The sequence below is a fragment of the Salmonella sp. 32020114201800008SM genome, from assembly GCF_017572025.1.
Lineage (GTDB): Bacteria > Pseudomonadota > Gammaproteobacteria > Enterobacterales > Enterobacteriaceae > Salmonella > Salmonella enterica.
Map to the genome: position 1 here is coordinate 145,180 of NZ_JAGEQM010000004.1, position 16,938 is coordinate 162,117.

20 protein-coding genes are annotated in these 16,938 nt (G+C 52.7%); 16 read left to right on the forward strand and 4 right to left on the reverse strand.

All coding sequences use genetic code 11. The features are described 5' to 3' along the window. Positions 1 to 110: 110 nt before the first annotated feature. On the reverse strand, positions 111 to 1,298 hold the full coding sequence (gene metC, locus J4613_RS12940) for a cystathionine beta-lyase (RefSeq protein WP_000130262.1): 1,188 nt from the start codon (positions 1,296 to 1,298) through the stop codon (positions 111 to 113). Between the two features lie 251 nt (positions 1,299 to 1,549). On the opposite strand from metC, the gene exbB reads away from it, so the two are divergent. Further along, positions 1,550 to 2,284, forward strand: coding sequence for a tol-pal system-associated acyl-CoA thioesterase (gene exbB, locus J4613_RS12945; RefSeq protein WP_000527861.1), 735 nt, complete (start codon positions 1,550 to 1,552; stop codon positions 2,282 to 2,284). A 6-nt stretch (positions 2,285 to 2,290) separates the two neighbouring features. Continuing rightward, entirely contained in the window at positions 2,291 to 2,716 is a 426-nt protein-coding gene (exbD, locus tag J4613_RS12950) for a TonB system transport protein ExbD (protein WP_001251481.1), read from the forward strand. A 112-nt stretch (positions 2,717 to 2,828) separates the two neighbouring features. Here exbD and J4613_RS12955 read toward each other — a convergent pair whose 3' ends face one another. From J4613_RS12955 to J4613_RS12965, 3 genes are all read right to left on the reverse strand, one after another. Next, positions 2,829 to 3,713, reverse strand: a complete 885-nt coding sequence (locus J4613_RS12955) for an SDR family oxidoreductase (protein ID WP_000019032.1) — start codon at positions 3,711 to 3,713, stop codon at positions 2,829 to 2,831. A gap of 123 nt (positions 3,714 to 3,836) precedes the next feature. Then, positions 3,837 to 4,241 (reverse strand): hypothetical protein, encoded by a 405-nt coding sequence (locus tag J4613_RS12960; protein WP_000665658.1) that lies wholly within the window; start codon positions 4,239 to 4,241, stop codon positions 3,837 to 3,839. Next, positions 4,228 to 4,638 carry a hypothetical protein gene (locus tag J4613_RS12965; RefSeq protein ID WP_000936442.1) on the reverse strand — a complete coding sequence of 137 codons (411 nt, stop codon included), beginning with the start codon at positions 4,636 to 4,638 and terminating at the stop codon, positions 4,228 to 4,230. The genes J4613_RS12960 and J4613_RS12965 overlap by 14 nt, the downstream gene beginning before the upstream one ends. A gap of 103 nt (positions 4,639 to 4,741) precedes the next feature. Here J4613_RS12965 and J4613_RS12970 point away from each other — a divergent pair, with 103 nt between their 5' ends. The 14 genes from J4613_RS12970 (at position 4,742) to J4613_RS13035 (ending at position 16,928) form a co-directional block, all read left to right on the forward strand. Further along, the gene (locus J4613_RS12970) at positions 4,742 to 5,245 is read left to right on the forward strand and encodes a hypothetical protein (protein ID WP_001534190.1); all 504 of its coding nucleotides are present in this window, start codon (positions 4,742 to 4,744) and stop codon (positions 5,243 to 5,245) included. Positions 5,246 to 5,523: 278 nt separating this feature from the next. Next, positions 5,524 to 6,018 carry a TIGR00645 family protein gene (locus J4613_RS12975; protein WP_000439335.1) on the forward strand — a complete coding sequence of 165 codons (495 nt, stop codon included), beginning with the start codon at positions 5,524 to 5,526 and terminating at the stop codon, positions 6,016 to 6,018. A 306-nt stretch (positions 6,019 to 6,324) separates the two neighbouring features. After that, positions 6,325 to 7,968, forward strand: a complete 1,644-nt coding sequence (locus J4613_RS12980) for a methyl-accepting chemotaxis protein (protein WP_001238434.1) — start codon at positions 6,325 to 6,327, stop codon at positions 7,966 to 7,968. Positions 7,969 to 8,052: 84 nt separating this feature from the next. Further along, complete coding sequence (locus J4613_RS12985) at positions 8,053 to 8,340, forward strand: DUF2623 family protein (RefSeq protein WP_001059119.1); 288 nt, start codon at positions 8,053 to 8,055, stop codon at positions 8,338 to 8,340. A 189-nt stretch (positions 8,341 to 8,529) separates the two neighbouring features. Continuing rightward, positions 8,530 to 9,648, forward strand: a complete 1,119-nt coding sequence (hybO, locus tag J4613_RS12990) for a hydrogenase 2 small subunit (RefSeq protein WP_000145429.1) — start codon at positions 8,530 to 8,532, stop codon at positions 9,646 to 9,648. A gap of 2 nt (positions 9,649 to 9,650) precedes the next feature. Continuing rightward, positions 9,651 to 10,637: a hydrogenase 2 operon protein HybA gene (gene hybA / locus J4613_RS12995; RefSeq protein ID WP_001081721.1), complete on the forward strand. Its 987-nt coding sequence runs from the start codon at positions 9,651 to 9,653 to the stop codon at positions 10,635 to 10,637. Then, positions 10,627 to 11,805: a Ni/Fe-hydrogenase cytochrome b subunit gene (gene hybB, locus J4613_RS13000; protein WP_000017678.1), complete on the forward strand. Its 1,179-nt coding sequence runs from the start codon at positions 10,627 to 10,629 to the stop codon at positions 11,803 to 11,805. Before hybA ends, hybB begins: the two co-directional genes overlap by 11 nt. Next, positions 11,802 to 13,505, forward strand: coding sequence for a hydrogenase 2 large subunit (gene hybC, locus J4613_RS13005; RefSeq protein WP_000083044.1), 1,704 nt, complete (start codon positions 11,802 to 11,804; stop codon positions 13,503 to 13,505). Before hybB ends, hybC begins: the two co-directional genes overlap by 4 nt. After that, the gene (locus tag J4613_RS13010; RefSeq protein ID WP_001221962.1) at positions 13,505 to 13,999 is read left to right on the forward strand and encodes a HyaD/HybD family hydrogenase maturation endopeptidase; all 495 of its coding nucleotides are present in this window, start codon (positions 13,505 to 13,507) and stop codon (positions 13,997 to 13,999) included. Before hybC ends, J4613_RS13010 begins: the two co-directional genes overlap by 1 nt. Continuing rightward, positions 13,992 to 14,480 carry a hydrogenase-2 assembly chaperone gene (gene hybE, locus J4613_RS13015; RefSeq protein ID WP_000004950.1) on the forward strand — a complete coding sequence of 163 codons (489 nt, stop codon included), beginning with the start codon at positions 13,992 to 13,994 and terminating at the stop codon, positions 14,478 to 14,480. Before J4613_RS13010 ends, hybE begins: the two co-directional genes overlap by 8 nt. Next, positions 14,473 to 14,814 (forward strand): hydrogenase maturation nickel metallochaperone HypA, encoded by a 342-nt coding sequence (gene hypA / locus J4613_RS13020; RefSeq protein ID WP_000544946.1) that lies wholly within the window; start codon positions 14,473 to 14,475, stop codon positions 14,812 to 14,814. The genes hybE and hypA overlap by 8 nt, the downstream gene beginning before the upstream one ends. A 27-nt stretch (positions 14,815 to 14,841) precedes the next feature. Then, positions 14,842 to 15,090, forward strand: coding sequence for a hydrogenase maturation factor HybG (hybG, locus tag J4613_RS13025; RefSeq protein ID WP_000334890.1), 249 nt, complete (start codon positions 14,842 to 14,844; stop codon positions 15,088 to 15,090). A 75-nt stretch (positions 15,091 to 15,165) separates the two neighbouring features. Continuing rightward, positions 15,166 to 16,218 (forward strand): ABC transporter substrate-binding protein, encoded by a 1,053-nt coding sequence (locus tag J4613_RS13030; RefSeq protein ID WP_020437858.1) that lies wholly within the window; start codon positions 15,166 to 15,168, stop codon positions 16,216 to 16,218. Further along, positions 16,218 to 16,928 carry a molybdate ABC transporter substrate-binding protein gene (locus tag J4613_RS13035; RefSeq protein WP_001220943.1) on the forward strand — a complete coding sequence of 237 codons (711 nt, stop codon included), beginning with the start codon at positions 16,218 to 16,220 and terminating at the stop codon, positions 16,926 to 16,928. Before J4613_RS13030 ends, J4613_RS13035 begins: the two co-directional genes overlap by 1 nt. The last annotated feature ends 10 nt before the right edge of the window (positions 16,929 to 16,938 follow it).

Consider the following 16,938-nt stretch of genomic DNA (forward strand, 5'->3'; position numbering starts at 1 on the left):
TTTATTCGCCTATTGTACTCCTGAATCGTCCGGGATGCCTTGATCCCGGACGCAACAAACGCAGACTTTTCCACGGAAATTGTCTGCATATATGTCCATCCCCGGCAACTTTACACAATTCTGGCGAAGCCGGCGGCTAAATCAGCGATCAAATCATCAACACTCTCTAAACCAATATGCACCCGAACCAGCGTACCGGTAAAATCTACGCCGCCTGCGGGACGAATCGCGGCGATCTGTTCCGGCTGATTAGCAATAATCAGCGATTCGTAGCCTCCCCAGGAGTAGGCCATACTGAACAGCGAAAAGTTATCCAGATAGGCTGATAATTCTGCCTCGGTCAGCTTTTTATTGAGCACAAAGGAGAACAGACCGCTGCTGCCTGTAAAGTCTCGTTTCCAGAACGCATGACCTTTGCTACCCGGCAGGGCAGGATGATTAACGCGCGCGACCTGAGGATGGTTCGCCAGCCACGCGGCGATTTTGAGGCTGCTTTCTTGATGCTGGCGCAGTCGGACGCCGAGCGTGCGCAGACCGCGGCTGGTCATATAAGCCGTGTCGGCGTCGAGCATTTGCCCCATCAGATAGGCGTTTTCCCGCAATTGTTCCCAGCAGCGCGCATTTGCAACGGCAGTACCGACCATCGCATCAGAATGACCAATCAGATACTTAGTGCCCGCCTGGATAGAGATATCAATATCGAACTCCAGCGCTTTGAACAGAACGCCAGCCGCCCAGGTATTATCAATCATGATGACGGCTTCTGGCGCGACGCGTCTGACCGCACTAACAATGCTCGGAATATCATGTACTTCCATGGTAATAGAACCGGGGGATTCCAGAAATACGACTTTCGTGTTCGGTTGAATATGTTGCGTGATATCAGCGCCGATGAGCGGGTCGAACCAGCTTGTCGTCACGCCCAGTTTGCCGAGAATTTTGCTGCAGAAATCCTGGCTGGGTTCATAGGCTGTGTTGGTCATCAGGATGTGGTCGCCCTGCTCAACGAATGCCAGAATGGTGTTGGCGACCGCCGCCGCGCCGCACGGGAAGAGCGCGCATCCGGCGCCGCCTTCCAGTTCACACATGGCTTCCTGGAGCGAAAAGTGGGTCAGCGTTCCCCGGCGTCCGTAAAATAATTCGCCGTTGGCGAGATTGCGGGTAGCGTGTTTTTTGGCCTCGACGGTGTCAAACACCAGTGAAGAAGCGCGTTGAATCACACTATTCACTGAGCCAAGCGTGTATTTTTTGCTGCGTCCTGCGTTTACCAGTTTGGTATCCAACTGTTTATCCGTCATGTTGCGTTTCCTAATTTTAACCGTCTGGATGTCTAAACTAGCATGAATATAACCATCTGCACCCTGGCGACGTGTGATACAGATGAAAATTTTGCCAAAATAAAAACAGGTGGCTTTTTTAATGCGTAAGCGCAAAGAAAAAGCAGTAAAGGTGCGGCAGTATGTAAATAGTAATGAGAACGACTATCAATTCGACGTTGTTTTGATATTATTATGCTCAGATTTTGTGATTTGCGTCCTGGAGATACAGAGTGGGTAATAATTTGATGCAGACGGATCTTTCCGTCTGGGGCATGTATCAGCACGCCGATATTGTCGTGAAGTGCGTGATGATTGGTTTGATTCTGGCGTCAGTCGTCACCTGGGCTATCTTCTTCAGTAAAAGCGTTGAATTTTTCACGCAAAAGCGCCGCTTAAAGCGCGAACAATTGCAATTAGCCGATGCGCGCTCCTTAGATCAGGCTTCCGACATTGCGGCAGGTTTCAGCGCAAAAAGCCTCAGCGCACAACTCATCAATGAAGCGCAGAATGAACTGGAACTCTCTCAGGGCAGCGAAGATAACGAAGGGATTAAAGAACGTACCGGCTTCCGTCTGGAACGTCGCGTCGCGGCAGTTGGCCGCTACATGGGACGAGGCAACGGTTATCTGGCGACGATCGGCGCCATTTCCCCCTTCGTCGGGTTGTTTGGCACCGTATGGGGCATTATGAATAGCTTCATCGGTATTGCGCAAACGCAGACCACCAACCTGGCGGTGGTTGCTCCTGGTATTGCGGAAGCGCTGCTGGCGACGGCGATTGGGCTGGTAGCCGCGATCCCGGCGGTCGTCATTTACAACATCTTCGCACGTCAGATAGGCAGTTACAAAGCGACGCTGGGCGACGTGGCGGCGCAGGTATTGCTGCTGCAAAGCCGCGATCTTGATCTGAATGCGAGCGCCAGTGCGCAGCCGGTACGCTCCGCGCAGAAATTACGGGTAGGGTAATGCGTCATGGCAATGCGTCTTAACGAGAGCCTGGATGACAACGGCGAAATGCATGAAATCAACGTGACGCCGTTTATCGATGTCATGTTGGTTCTGCTGATTATCTTTATGGTGGCTGCGCCGCTGGCGACGGTGGACGTCAAGGTGAATCTGCCCGCTTCTACCAGTACGCCACAGCCGCGTCCGGAAAAACCGGTTTATCTGTCGGTGAAAGCGGATAACACCATGTTTATCGGTAACGATCCGGTGACGGATGATACGATGATTGCCGAGCTAACGGCCCTGACGGAAGGGAAAAAGGATACTACGATTTTCTTCCGCGCGGATAAAACCGTAGAGTATGAAACCCTGATGAAAGTGATGGATATGCTGCATCAGGCGGGCTATCTCAAAATTGGTCTGGTCGGCGAAGAGACCGCGAAAGCGAAATAAGTATTCTGCTGACGCTGTAGGCCGGGTAAGGCGAAGTCGCCACCCGGCTTTTTTATTGCCTAAAGTGGCGCCTTGCTTAACAGAATTGCGCCACCTTAATCGACTTCATGCGTTAGCCTAAATGCTCCCCGCCGCACACGCCGTGCACTTCTGCGGTAACGTAACTGGATTCCTGGCTTGCCAGATAGACATACACCGGCGCCAGCTCTGCCGGTTGACCGGCCCGCTTCATTGGCGTCTGCTGGCCAAACTGCGGAATTTTATCCTGTGTTTGGCCGCCGGAAATTTGCAGCGCTGTCCAGATAGGGCCAGGCGCGACAATATTCACGCGAATTCCTTTTTCCGCCACCTGTTTCGCCAGGCCGCGGCTGTAATTAAGGATTGCCGCCTTGGTTGCCGCATAATCCAGCAGGTGCGGACTGGGCTGATACGCCTGGATAGACGACGTTGTGATAATACTGGCGCCTTTTGGCAGCAGCGGAATCGCTTCCTGGGTTATCCAGAACAGGGCAAAAACGTTAACGGCGAAGGTTTGCTGAAATTGCTCGCTGGTCAGATCTTTTATCTCCGGGATTGCCGTCTGTTTACCGGCTACCAGCGCCAGAATGTCCAGCCCGCCCAGCGCTTCACGCGCCTTATGGACCAGCGAACGGGCGAAAGATTCGTCGCTAAGATCGCCTGGCAATAACACCGCTTTACGGCCGCACTCCTCAATCAGCGCTTTAACCTGCTGAGCGTCCTCTTCTTCCGCTGGCAGGTAGTTGATCGCGACATCTGCGCCTTCACGCGCGTAAGCGATAGCGGCAGCGCGCCCAATCCCGGAGTCGCCCCCTGTCACCAGCGCCTTACGATCTTTAAGGCGACCACTGCCGACATAACTTTTTTCACCACAGTCAGGAACAGGCGTCATTTTCGCCTGGACGCCGGGCGCCGGCTGTTTTTGCTTAGGATACTCGCCGGTGTAATACTGCGTGGTAGGGTCGTATAGATGAGACATTGAGCTTCTCCCTTCAGGTTGAACACCCTTTAAGCGTAGACACTTTTACTACCGTAAGAGGGAGAATCAGAACGATCCTTATGCTTCGCCCGTATTCACAACAGAGTTAACTAGCCATGAAGGTTATTTTTCTCGCCGTGCGACGGTGGTGACGTTGCGCGTCCGGTAGTCGCCATCGGAAAGCTTACGCGTCAGACGTAGGGTTGCCGTCTCGCGAGCCAGCAGATGCTGCCAGTCACTTTCAAGACGAGACATAATTTTGTCTCGTAATTCAGGATGCTGCTCGATAATGGCATTGATGGTCGCGCCATAAATCTCCTCTTTGACCTGTAACGCATACATCTCCCGTCGGTTTTGCCACTTCAGGCGTACTAACGCCGCCGGTATGGATACCACCTCCTGCGTTACCTTTTCCAGGGTGGCATTTTTGCTGGCGATTAGCGCTGCAAGATTTTGCTTTAAGATAAATTCATCACTTTTATGGTTGTCTAAAGCCAAATAAACGTTATTGTCTTCAACTTCTTTCATCTTTATCTTCCAGTGAATAAAATAGCGGCATATCGGTTTCGCGAGTGATTAAATTAAGCCAAATGGCATTGCCTTTTTCATTTATCATTGCGGTTTTATCCGCCAGTATTTTACTTAGCGTTTGGGCATCAATATCGCCTTCTGCCTGTAGTGCGTTTATCAGGCGGGCAAACGTTTCAATTTTAGCCACACAATACAGACGTTCTTTAATATGACGGTCGCGTTCTTCAAATAATACGTTTCTGTGTTGCCCGGCAGCGTTAGCGCTAATTAAAACATCGGGCTCGAAATCGCTGAGTTTTGTCTTTCCCTTAGGCAAATTTTTACTGTTTTCTGTGGCTTCAGGGGGCGGCGATGACAGGCGAAAATGAGAGGAAACCAGATGCTCAGGAAGCATGACTAAATATCCTTTACGATCAGTGGTATACTATTTTTAATAGTGTAGGTTTCGTTGACAATAACATGGTGTAATTTTAAAATCAAAAAAAATGGAGCCTGCTATGAACAGTATTTTTTATTCTGTTATTATATTGCTATTACTGACCGGCGCGATACTCTTCCTGATGTGGGAGGTTAATAAAAAACGTCCTGGTGGAAAAGTCGTAAATTTAAATCAAACTGAACCCATGACAAAGGAAGAGGGCGAAGATCATTTCTCAGTATTAATGAATTCGATAACGCCGGTATGGTACTGGCGCGTTAACCATGAATATATCGATTTCCTTCATGCAACGATAAAACGAATGACAATGACTGAGTTGAATGAAACGCCTGGATTATTTGACGCACAGCGTCGTTGCAGCGACCTTAACTCTGCCGTTTATAAGTATTACGACAATATTAAGAAGCGTTGTCTGAACGGAGAAAAGGTGCCGTATTCGGATTTGGACGTCCTTAATTTACGCCAGTGTTTTCGTGAGTTCAGTCTTGAAGCCTACCCGGCGTTGGTCGCGCTGGTATGGCCGGAATATCAGCGCCCACAGGTTAAACCGGATGAGATTTAGAGCCTATCCCATTAGGGCTATTTTACTTGCCATTTTGGACCTGGGCAGTGCTCGCCAAAACGCGTTAGCGTTTTGAACGCCGCTAGCGGCGGCCCGAAGGGCGAGCGTAGCGAGTCAAACCTCACGTACTACGTGTACGCTCCGGTTTTTGCGCGCTGTCCGTGTCCAAACTGGCTGCGCCAATAACGCCTGGTGGGATAGGCTCTTAACTGCATGTTGATCTGATGTTGCATGGTTGAGATATACTGTTGCTGGTTTTAGTTACCTGACAGGTCCCTATGGAACGCTTTCTTGAAAATGTAATGTATGCGTCTCGCTGGCTGCTCGCGCCGGTGTATTTTGGCCTCTCTTTGGCGCTGATCGCTTTAGCGCTAAAATTTTTCCAGGAAATTCTACACGTTCTGCCGAACGTTTTTGCCCTGGCGGAGGCCGATCTGATTCTGGTGCTGTTATCGCTGGTTGATATGACGCTGGTTGGCGGATTGCTGGTAATGGTCATGTTCTCCGGGTATGAAAACTTTGTCTCTCAGCTGGATATCTCTGCGGGCAAGGAGAAGCTGAACTGGCTGGGGAAAATGGATGCGACGTCGCTAAAAAATAAGGTGGCGGCATCGATAGTCGCTATCTCTTCCATTCACCTGTTACGCGTGTTTATGGATGCGAAAAACGTCCCGGATAACAAATTAATGTGGTATGTCATCATCCATCTGACCTTTGTCCTGTCGGCATTTGTGATGGGCTATCTGGACAGATTGACGCGGCATAACCATTGAGCCGCCGTCAACGGCGGGGCAGTCGGGCAAAGGACGCTGAGCCCGGCTGTAAAACAGCGCTTCTTTAACGGCGGATAACCGTCTCCCTGCAGCCTTACGCAATATTTTTACTACATCTATTCATTTACTCAGTAATAAGACTAAAAGATTTTCTCTGCGTTCACAGATATATAACATCTGCGGGTACGTGAACGGCGATAACTGTAAAAAAATGGAGAATGCATTATATATTCTCCGCGCCTTGCCGATAACGAGAGTGCGTCATCGTCTGATGACTAATCTCTTATATTCAGCAAGGAAATTCATATGCGTTTGCTGCAAAACTTTACTATTCGTATGGTCATGCTGACGATACTGGGACTTTTTTGTCTACTCTGGTCGGGGGTGGGGTTATACAGCGTCCATGCTTTATCCGAAGTTTCGGAAGGAAATGATATTGACCGGCATCTTGTGCGGCAAATGACGGTGCTAAGCCAGGGTAACGATCAATATTTCCGCTTTGTTACCCGCCTTAGCCGCGCGATGGATGTAAAAATCGGCGGCGGCACGCCCGATTTTGCGCCCGCCCGGCAGTCGCTCGAGAATATGCGTCAGAAGCTGGAGGAGATGAAAGCGCTATCGCCAGGGCCGATGAACCCTGATATCTCAAGGGAGGTCTTGTCCAACTGGCAGGCCTTGCTGGAGAAAGGCGTCGTTCCTCAAATGCAACTGGCGCAGCAAGGATCGCTAACCGCCTGGAGCGAACATGCCAGTACGGTCACGCCCGCACTCAGTCGCGCGTTCGGCGCCAGCGCGGAACGGTTTAGTCATGAAGCTGGCGCCATGCTGGATAACACACGTGTGATGGTCGATGGTAAAACCTATACCATCCGCATCCTGCTTATTACGGCGGTGATTCTGGGCATTGCTATCCTGATTTTTACCGATCGCTATCTGGTTGCAATGATGGTGAAACCGCTGGAGCGCATCCGTCAGCAATTTCAGCGCATCGCGCAAGGCGATCTTAGCCAGCCGATTGAAGCGTTGGGGCGTAACTGCGTAGGCCGGTTGGTGCCGCTACTGCGCGCGATGCAGGACAGTTTACGCGAAGCCGTGAGTACGATCCGCGCCGGAAGCGACAATATCTGGCGCGGCGCGACGGAAATTTCTACCGGTAATAACGATCTCTCTTCCCGAACGGAAGAACAGGCCGCTGCGCTGGAAGAGACGGCCGCCAGCATGGAACAGCTTACCGCAACGGTGAAAATGAACGCCGAACACGCTCGCCAGGCGAGTCAGCTTGCGGATGCCGCCTCGCTAACGGCAGGAAAAGGCGGTGAACTGGTTTCCGATGTGGTAGAAACAATGAACGGTATTTCCGCCAGTTCGCAGCAGATCGCCGAAATTACTACCGTGATTAATAGTATTGCTTTCCAGACCAATATTCTGGCCTTGAACGCAGCGGTAGAAGCGGCCAGAGCGGGCGAGCAGGGACGCGGCTTCGCGGTGGTCGCCGGTGAGGTACGTAACCTGGCCAGCCGCAGCGCGGGGGCGGCGAAAGAAATTGAAGCCTTAATTGGCGAATCGGTACGTCGCGTAGCGCAGGGCGCGCAGTTGGTCCAGGAGACCGGCGCGACGATGGACGCCATCCTGCGCGGCGTCACGGAAGTGACGACGATTATGAAACAGATCGCGTCCGCCTCCGAAGAACAGAGTAAAGGTATCTCTCAGGTTGGCGTGGCGATCACGCAAATGGATAGCGTTACGCAACAAAACGCCGCGCTGGTTGAGCAGGTTTCCGCGGCGGCAGCGGCGCTGGAACGGCAGACGGAGGATTTGCAACGCTCCGTACAGCAGTTCCGGCTTTCCGCTAGTGAGCCGCAACAACGCGTAACGGCGAAAGCGGCGCCTGGCGTTCAGAGAATGGCGTCGGCTCCCGCACAGTCTACTGATGAATGGGTTTCCTTCTGATGTGAAGCAAAAAAGCGCGTAATGCGCTGGCCTTCATTTAATTAGTCGCTATATAATTTATTATATAGCGACTAAGGAGGTCAGATGAATAATCATTTTGGGAAAGGGTTAATGGCTGGGTTGCACGCGCCATATGCATATAGCGCGCATCATGCGGTGAATTTCTGTTCTGAGTATAAACGTGGCTTTGTATTGGGTTTTACACACCGTATGTTCGAAAAGACCGGCGATCGTCAACTTAGCGCGTGGGAGGCCGGAATTCTGACGCGTCGCTATGGTCTGGATAAAGAAATGGTGATGGATTTCTTTAAAGAGAATCATTCCGGGATGGCGGTTCGCTTCTTTATGGCCGGTTATCGACTCGAAGGTTGATCCAACAGGGGTATTATCTTGCTTTAATTAATTACACTATCGCCTCTTCCCTTCGTTTTACTGTTCCGTCGAAGTATTATGGCGCACATAACCATAAAAAAAGTGTGGTAAATGGCGTACCGATCGCAATAACTTCTTCGCGAACAGTGCAAAATAAAAGCCAGGTCTTCGTAACGGAATAACTATAAAATGACTGGAGATAATACTCTCATCACTTCTCACGGCATTAACCGTCGTGATTTCATGAAGCTTTGTGCAGCACTGGCCGCTACTATGGGGCTCAGTAGCAAAGCCGCCGCAGAAATGGCAGAATCGGTATCCAATCCACAGCGTCCGCCCGTTATCTGGATTGGCGCTCAGGAGTGTACCGGTTGTACCGAATCACTGCTTCGTGCTACACACCCAACCGTTGAAAACCTCGTTCTGGAGACTATCTCTCTGGAATACCACGAGGTACTTTCCGCCGCATTCGGTCACCAGGTCGAAGAAAACAAACATAACGCTCTGGAGAAGTATAAAGGGCAATATGTTCTGGTGGTGGATGGTTCTATCCCACTAAAAGATAACGGTATCTACTGCATGGTTGCCGGCGAGCCGATCGTGGATCACATCCGCAAAGCCGCTGATGGCGCAGCCGCGATTATCGCTATCGGTTCCTGCTCGGCATGGGGCGGCGTTGCTGCGGCTGGCGTAAACCCAACCGGCGCTGTCAGTCTGCAGGAAGTCTTACCGGGCAAAACGGTTATCAATATTCCAGGTTGTCCGCCAAACCCGCATAACTTCCTGGCGACCGTCGCGCATATCATCACTTACGGCACGCCGCCGAAGCTGGATGCGAAAAATCGTCCAACCTTTGCCTATGGCCGTCTGATTCATGAGCATTGCGAACGTCGTCCACACTTCGACGCAGGCCGTTTTGCCAAAGAATTTGGCGACGAAGGCCACCGTCAGGGCTGGTGTCTCTACCATCTTGGCTGTAAAGGGCCGGAAACCTGGGGCAACTGTTCTACGTTACAGTTCTGTGACGTTGGCGGCGTCTGGCCAGTGGCGATCGGTCATCCTTGCTATGGCTGTAACGAAGAAGGTATCGGCTTCCATAAGGGCATTCACCAGCTTGCTCATGTCGAAAACCAAACTCCGCGTTCAGAGAAACCTGACGTCAATATGAAAGAAGGCGGCAATATCTCTGCGGGCGCTGTCGGTCTGCTTGGCGGCGTAGTCGGTCTGGTTGCCGGCGTCAGCGTGATGGCGGTACGTGAACTGGGGCGTCAGCAAAAGAAAGATAACGCTGACTCACGGGGAGAATAACCGTGAACAGACGTGACTTTATTAAAGCAGCCTCCGGTGGAGCATTGCTGTTGGGCGCCGCGCCGTCTGTCAGCCATGCGGCTGCAGAAAACCGTCCGCCGATTCCAGGTTCGCTGGGTATGCTGTATGACTCCACTCTGTGCGTGGGCTGTCAGGCCTGCGTCACAAAGTGTCAGGATATCAACTTCCCGGCGCGTAACCCGGAAGGGGAGCAGACCTGGTCGAACAACGACAAGCTGTCGCCGTATACCAATAACATTATTCAGGTATGGCGTAGCGGTACGGGCGTGAACAAAGATCAGGAAGAGAACGGCTATGCCTACATCAAGAAACAGTGTATGCACTGCGTCGATCCTAACTGCGTTTCCGTTTGCCCGGTGTCGGCGCTGAAAAAAGATCCGAAAACCGGCATCGTCCACTATGACAAAGATGTCTGCACCGGCTGCCGTTACTGTATGGTTGCCTGCCCGTACAACGTACCTAAGTACGACTACAACAACCCGTTTGGCGCGCTTCACAAGTGTGAGTTGTGTAACCAGAAAGGCGTTGAGCGTCTGGATAAAGGCGGTTTGCCTGGGTGTGTGGAAGTTTGTCCGGCAGGGGCCGTTATTTTTGGTACTCGTGAAGAGCTGATGGCGGAAGCGAAAAAACGTCTGGCCCTCAAACCAGGCAGTGAATATCACTATCCGCGCCAGACGTTGAAAACGGACGACACCTATCTGCATACGGTGCCTAAATACTACCCACACCTCTACGGTGAAAAAGAGGGCGGTGGTACTCAGGTGCTGGTGCTGACAGGCGTTCCTTATGAAGATTTGGATCTGCCGAAGCTGGATGACCTTTCAACCGGAGCGCGCTCCGAGCATGTTCAACACACGCTTTATAAAGGCATGATACTACCCCTGGCTGCGCTGGCGGGCTTAACCGTGCTGGTTCGTCGTAATAGCAAAAACGACCATCACGATGGAGGAGACGATCATGAGTCATGATCCAAAACCGCTGGGCGGAAAAATCATCAGTAAACCGGTCATTATTTTTGGACCGTTAATCGTCCTGTGTATGCTCCTTATCGTGAAGCGTCTGGTCTTCGGGTTGGGCTCCGTTTCCGACCTGAACGGCGGTTTCCCGTGGGGCGTCTGGATTGCCTTTGACCTGTTGATCGGCACCGGCTTTGCCTGCGGCGGTTGGGCGTTGGCATGGGCGGTGTATGTCTTTAACCGTGGGCAATACCATCCGTTGGTGCGCCCGGCGTTGCTGGCAAGCTTGTTTGGTTACTCGCTGGGCGGCCTGTCGATCACTATCGACGTCGGTCGTTACTGGAACCTGCCGTACTTCTACATTCCAGGTCACTTCAACGTGAACTCGGTACTGTTTGAGACGGCGGTCTGTATGACCATCTACATCGGCGTGATGGCGCTGGAGTTTGCGCCTGCCCTGTTTGAACGTCTGGGCTGGAAAGTGTCGCTCAAGCGTCTGAATAAGGTGATGTTCTTTATTATCGCGCTGGGCGCGCTGCTGCCGACGATGCACCAGTCCTCAATGGGGTCATTGATGATCTCGGCGGGCTATAAAGTGCATCCGCTATGGCAAAGCTATGAAATGCTGCCGCTGTTCTCGGTTCTGACCGCGTTTATCATGGGCTTCTCCATTGTCATATTTGAGGGTTCGCTGGTTCAGGCAGGCCTGAAAGGAAACGGTCCGGATGAGAAAAATTTGTTTGTTAAGCTGACGAATACCATCAGCGTGCTGCTGGCGATTTTCGTCGTCCTGCGCTTTGGCGAACTGATTTATCGCGACAAGCTGTCCTATGCGTTTGCCGGCGATTTTTACTCCGCTATGTTCTGGATTGAAGTCGTCCTGATGGTCTTCCCGTTAGTGGTGCTGCGTGTGGCGAAACTGCGTAATGACTCTCGTATGCTGTACCTGTCGGCGCTGAGCGCGCTGTTGGGCTGCGCGACGTGGCGTCTGACCTATTCGCTGGTGGCATTCAACCCGGGTGGCGGCTACCACTACTTCCCAACCTGGGAAGAATTGTTGATTTCTATTGGTTTTGTGGCCATTGAGATTTGTGCATACATCGTACTCATTCGTCTACTGCCGATACTTCCTCCTTTAAAACAAAACGATCATAATCGTCATGAGGCGAGCAAAGCATGAGCCAGAGAATTACTATTGATCCGGTAACCCGTATTGAGGGTCATTTACGCATTGACTGCGAAATTGAGAACGGCGTCGTATCCAAAGCATGGGCGTCCGGCACCATGTGGCGCGGTATGGAAGAGATCGTGAAGAACCGCGATCCGCGCGATGCGTGGATGATTGTGCAGCGTATTTGCGGCGTTTGTACGACAACTCACGCGATCTCCTCCGTTCGTGCGGCGGAAAGCGCGCTGAATATTGATGTTCCCGTCAACGCGCAGTATATCCGTAATATTATTCTGGCGGCGCATACCACCCATGACCACATTGTCCATTTCTACCAGCTCTCTGCGCTGGACTGGGTGGACATTACCTCTGCGCTGAAAGCCGATCCGGAAAAAGCTTCTGCGATGCTGGATGGCGTGTCGAGCTGGCACCTGAACAGCGCGCAAGAGTTCACGAAAGTTCAGAACAAGATCAAGGATCTTGTCGCCAGCGGTCAGTTAGGTATTTTCGCCAACGGCTACTGGGGGCACCCGGCAATGCAGTTACCGCCGGAGGTCAACCTGATTGCGGTCGCTCACTATCTGCAGGCGCTGGAATGTCAGCGTGACGCTAACCGCGTGGTGGCGTTGCTGGGCGGTAAATCGCCGCATATCCAGAACCTGGCGGTCGGTGGGGTGGCGAACCCGATCAATCTCGACAGCATCGGTACGTTGAACCTTGAACGCCTGATGTACATCAAATCGTTTATCGATAAGCTGAGCGATTTTGTCGAGCAGGTGTATAAAGTGGATACCGCAGTCATCGCGGCCTACTATCCGGAATGGCTGGAGCGTGGCAAAGGCGCGGTGAACTACCTGAGCGCGCCGGAATTCCCGACCGACGGTAAAAACGGCAGTTTCCTGTTCCCGGGCGGTTACATTACCAATGCCGATCTGTCGACATACCGTCCGATCACCTCTCACTCCGACGAATTCCTGATTAAAGGTATTCAGGAGAGCGCGAAGCACGCCTGGTACAAAGATGAAGCGCCGCAGGCGCCGTGGGAAGGCACTACGATCCCGGCTTACGACGGTTGGTCGGATGACGGTAAATACTCATGGGTCAAGTCGCCGACATTCTACGGCAAAACCGTCGAAGTCGGGCCGCTGGCGAACATGCTGTGTAAACTGGCTGCAGGTCGTGAATCCACGCAGACCAAGCTCAATGAAATCATTGCGCTTTATCAGAAGCTGACCGGCAAAACGTTGGAAATGGCGCAACTTCACTCTACGCTGGGTCGTATCATCGGGCGTACCGTTCACTGTTGTGAACTGCAAAACATATTGCAGGATCAATACAACGCGCTGATTGTAAATATCGGCAAAGGCGATTACACCACGTTTGTGAAGCCGAACATTCCGGCGACGGGCGAGTTCAAAGGCGTGGGCTTCCTGGAGGCGCCGCGCGGTATGCTGTCTCACTGGATGGTGATTAAAGACGGTATTATCAGTAACTATCAGGCGGTGGTGCCATCGACCTGGAACTCAGGTCCGCGTAACTTCAACGATGACGTGGGGCCGTACGAACAGTCGCTGGTCGGTACGCCGATCGCCGATCCGGCGAAGCCGCTGGAAGTGGTACGTACCATCCACTCCTTCGACCCTTGCATGGCGTGCGCGGTACACGTGGTGGACGCCGATGGCAATGAAGTGGTCTCGGTGAAGGTTTTGTAATGCGGATATTAGTCTTAGGGGTCGGCAATATTTTGCTGACCGATGAAGCCATCGGGGTGCGTATTGTTGAAGCGTTAGAGCAACGATACACCCTGCCGGATTTCGTTGAGATTCTGGATGGCGGTACGGCGGGAATGGAACTTCTTGGCGATATGGCGAGTCGGGATCATTTGATCATTGCCGACGCCATCGTGTCGAAAAAGAACGCGCCGGGAACCATTATGGTACTGCGCGACGATGAAGTTCCAGCGCTGTTCACCAACAAAATCTCCCCCCATCAGCTTGGACTGGCCGACGTATTGTCGGCCCTCCGCTTTACCGGCGAGTTTCCGAAGAAACTGACCCTGGTCGGCGTTATTCCACAGTCGCTGGAACCGCACATCGGCTTAACGCCAACCGTAGAAGCGATGATTGAACCTGCGCTTGAGCAGGTTCTTGCTGCGCTGCGTGAATCCGGCGTCGAAGCAATTCCTAAGGAGACGGCGCATGTCTGAAACGTTTTCCGGATTCGACACGGCGCCCGTCGCCCGGGTTCAGGCGGCATTTGAAGAGATAGCCCATCGTTCGATGCACGATCTTTCGTTTCTGCATCCGACTATGCCGGTGCATGTCTCTGATTTTACGTTGTTTGAAGGACAATGGACGGGCACGGTAATTACGCCGTGGATGTTAAGCGCATTAATCTTCCCTGGCCCGGACCAGATCTGGCCCGGGCGTACCATCGGTGAAAAACTCGGTCTGCAACTGCCTTATGGCACGATGACCTTTACCGTTGGCGAACTGGAAGGCGTTTCACAATATCTTGCCTGCTCGTTGATGTCGCCGCTTTCCCGTAGCCTGTCGCCGGAAGAGGGCGTCCGGCTGGCGGATGACTGCGCGCGGATGCTGTTATCCCTGCCGGTAAGCAATCCTGATGCGCCGCAGACAAGCCGGCGTGCGTTGCTGTTTGGCCGTCGGAGCTGTGAGAATGCATGAGCTGTCTCTTTGCCAAAGCGCCGTTGAAATTATTCAGCAGCAGGCAGAACAGCACGGCGTGGCGCGCGTCACCGGCGTATGGCTGGAGATAGGCGCGCTTTCGTGCGTTGAAGAGCGCGCGGTTCGTTTCAGCTTTGACATCGCCTGCCAGGGGACTTTAGCGCAAGGGTGCGAATTGCACATCGACTACAGACCGGCCCAGGCCTGGTGCTGGGATTGCAGTCAGGTGGTGGAAATTCTCAGGCATGACGCGCAATGTCCGCGTTGTCATGGCGATCGCCTGCGGGTGGATACCGGCGATTCGTTGAAAGTAAAGAGTATTGAGGTCGAATAACCCGCATTTTATTTCAGGTGGTTAATTATGTGTATTGGCGTCCCCGGTCAGGTGCTGGCCGTCGGAGATGATATTCACCAGCTTGCGCAGGTGGAAGTGTGTGGCATCAAACGTGATGTCAATATTGCTCTGATTTGTGAAGGTAAGCCAGCCGAGCTGATAGGGCAATGGGTATTGGTACACGTTGGTTTTGCGATGAGCATCATTGACGAAGACGAAGCGAAAGCCACGTTAGATGCGCTGCGCCGCATGGAGTACGACATCACCAGCGCGTGATCCCTTAATCACCTCTATTATATCGCTCTATAATCGTTGTATAATTATTTATATATCGATTGTGGGGCGAAACCTATGAATAAATTTTTGCGCCAGCTCTCTCTGCTGGCGTTGCTTTTTTGCTGGCCGTTAATGTCACAGGCGGCGCGTACTTTTACCGATCAACTTGGCCGCCAGGTCACGGTTCCCGACACCGTCGACAGAGTGGTGGTGCTCCAGCATCAAACGCTCAATCTCCTTGTACAGATGAATGCCACTGACAAAATCGTTGGGGTCATGGCGAACTGGAAACAGCAATTAGGCGACGGCTATGCGCGTCTGGCGCCGGAGCTGGCGCAAAAAGCCTCGCTGGGCGATCTAACGCACGTTGATCCTGAAAAACTGGTGGCGCTGCGCCCGCAGGTGGTGTTTGTCACGAATTACGCTCCGCAGGAGATGATCGACAAGATCAGCCGTCTTGGCATTCCGGTAGTGGCGATTTCGCTGCGCCATGATATTGCTGGCGAGCAGGCTAAAATGAACCCGACCCTGGCCGATGAAGAGCAGGCTTATAATCGCGGGCTGCGTGAAGGAATAACGCTGATTGGCGATATCGTCAATAAACCGCAAGAGGCGAAAGCGCTGATTGAGGCGATGGATAAAGGTCGCAAGATGGTCAGCGACCGTTTGCAGTCGGTTCCTGAAAATGAGCGGGTTCGCGCCTATATGGCGAATCCGGAGCTGACCACCTACGGTTCCGGTAAATATACCGGTCTGATGATGGCCCATGCGGGGGCGCTGAATGTAGCGGCATCCTCGGTGAAAGGCTTTAAGCAGGTGACAATGGAGCAGGTGATCGCCTGGGATCCACAGGTGATCTTTGTCCAGAATCGCTATCCAAAGGTCGTCAATGAGATCCTGCACAATCCCCAGTGGCAGGTCATTGACGCGGTGAAGCATCATCGGGTTTACCTGATGCCAGATTATGCCAAAGCCTGGGGATATCCGATGCCGGAGGCGGTGGGAATCGGCGAACTGTGGATGGCGAAAAAACTCTATCCGCAAAAATTCCACGATATTGACATGCAAAAGGCCGCTAACGACTGGTATCAACGTTTTTACCGTACTGACTATCAGGGCGTACAGTAATGCGAATACTGGCTGCGGGGAGCTTGCGCGTCGTCTGGCCGCAGCTAATGGCGGCGTTTCAGGCGGATGCGGTATGTGATTTCGGTCCGGCGGGGCTGTTACGTGAACGCATCGAAGCGGGAGAAGCGTGCGACTTTTTTGCTTCGGCGAACCTGGCGCATCCGCAGGCGCTGCTGGAAAGCGGGCGGGCGCTGCGGGTTGCGCCTTTTACGACGAACCGTTTGTGTCTGAGCGTGCGGGCACAGGCGATGCGTGAAGGCGAGGACTGGCTGTCGCTATTAACCCGGCGGGATCTGCGGATCGGCACCTCAACAGCAGGTTGCGATCCTTCCGGCGATTATACGCAGCAGCTTTTTTCGCGGATGGGCAAGGAGGGCGAAGCGGTCCGAAAACGCGCGGTAGCGCTGGTTGGCGGCAGGCAGACTTTGCCGTTACCGGCGGGCCGGCTGGCAGCGGAATGGCTCATCAATCATGATTACACCGATATCTTTATCGGCTATGCCAGCTATGCTCCCAGGCTACGGCAGGTTAATTCGCTGCGAGTGGTTGATATCCCGGAACCTTATAATCCCGTGGCTGAATATGGCTTTGCCTGCCTGAGCGAGCAGGGAAAAACGCTTGCCGACTTTTTACTGTCAGCACGGGCGAGGTTGATTCTCATGCAACATGGGTTTAGTGAAGCGCCGAATATGACGCACTCGCAGAACTGATAAGCGAAGC

What these genes read in the sequence shown, in the direction of transcription:
- J4613_RS13010 (WP_001221962.1), top strand. Translation starts at nt 13,505, where the DNA reads ATGCGGATATTAGTCTTAGGGGTCGGCAATATTTTGCTGACCGATGAA.
- hybO (WP_000145429.1), top strand. Translation starts at nt 8,530, where the DNA reads ATGACTGGAGATAATACTCTCATCACTTCTCACGGCATTAACCGTCGT.
- J4613_RS12980 (WP_001238434.1), top strand. Translation starts at nt 6,325, where the DNA reads ATGCGTTTGCTGCAAAACTTTACTATTCGTATGGTCATGCTGACGATA.
- hybC (WP_000083044.1), top strand. Translation starts at nt 11,802, where the DNA reads ATGAGCCAGAGAATTACTATTGATCCGGTAACCCGTATTGAGGGTCAT.
- J4613_RS13035 (WP_001220943.1), top strand. Translation starts at nt 16,218, where the DNA reads ATGCGAATACTGGCTGCGGGGAGCTTGCGCGTCGTCTGGCCGCAGCTA.
- hybG (WP_000334890.1), top strand. Translation starts at nt 14,842, where the DNA reads ATGTGTATTGGCGTCCCCGGTCAGGTGCTGGCCGTCGGAGATGATATT.
- exbD (WP_001251481.1), top strand. Translation starts at nt 2,291, where the DNA reads ATGGCAATGCGTCTTAACGAGAGCCTGGATGACAACGGCGAAATGCAT.
- J4613_RS12975 (WP_000439335.1), top strand. Translation starts at nt 5,524, where the DNA reads ATGGAACGCTTTCTTGAAAATGTAATGTATGCGTCTCGCTGGCTGCTC.
- hypA (WP_000544946.1), top strand. Translation starts at nt 14,473, where the DNA reads ATGCATGAGCTGTCTCTTTGCCAAAGCGCCGTTGAAATTATTCAGCAG.
- hybE (WP_000004950.1), top strand. Translation starts at nt 13,992, where the DNA reads ATGTCTGAAACGTTTTCCGGATTCGACACGGCGCCCGTCGCCCGGGTT.
- hybB (WP_000017678.1), top strand. Translation starts at nt 10,627, where the DNA reads ATGAGTCATGATCCAAAACCGCTGGGCGGAAAAATCATCAGTAAACCG.
- J4613_RS12970 (WP_001534190.1), top strand. Translation starts at nt 4,742, where the DNA reads ATGAACAGTATTTTTTATTCTGTTATTATATTGCTATTACTGACCGGC.
- J4613_RS12965 (WP_000936442.1), bottom strand. Translation starts at nt 4,638, where the DNA reads ATGCTTCCTGAGCATCTGGTTTCCTCTCATTTTCGCCTGTCATCGCCG.
- J4613_RS12955 (WP_000019032.1), bottom strand. Translation starts at nt 3,713, where the DNA reads ATGTCTCATCTATACGACCCTACCACGCAGTATTACACCGGCGAGTAT.
- J4613_RS13030 (WP_020437858.1), top strand. Translation starts at nt 15,166, where the DNA reads ATGAATAAATTTTTGCGCCAGCTCTCTCTGCTGGCGTTGCTTTTTTGC.
- metC (WP_000130262.1), bottom strand. Translation starts at nt 1,298, where the DNA reads ATGACGGATAAACAGTTGGATACCAAACTGGTAAACGCAGGACGCAGC.
- J4613_RS12985 (WP_001059119.1), top strand. Translation starts at nt 8,053, where the DNA reads ATGAATAATCATTTTGGGAAAGGGTTAATGGCTGGGTTGCACGCGCCA.
- J4613_RS12960 (WP_000665658.1), bottom strand. Translation starts at nt 4,241, where the DNA reads ATGAAAGAAGTTGAAGACAATAACGTTTATTTGGCTTTAGACAACCAT.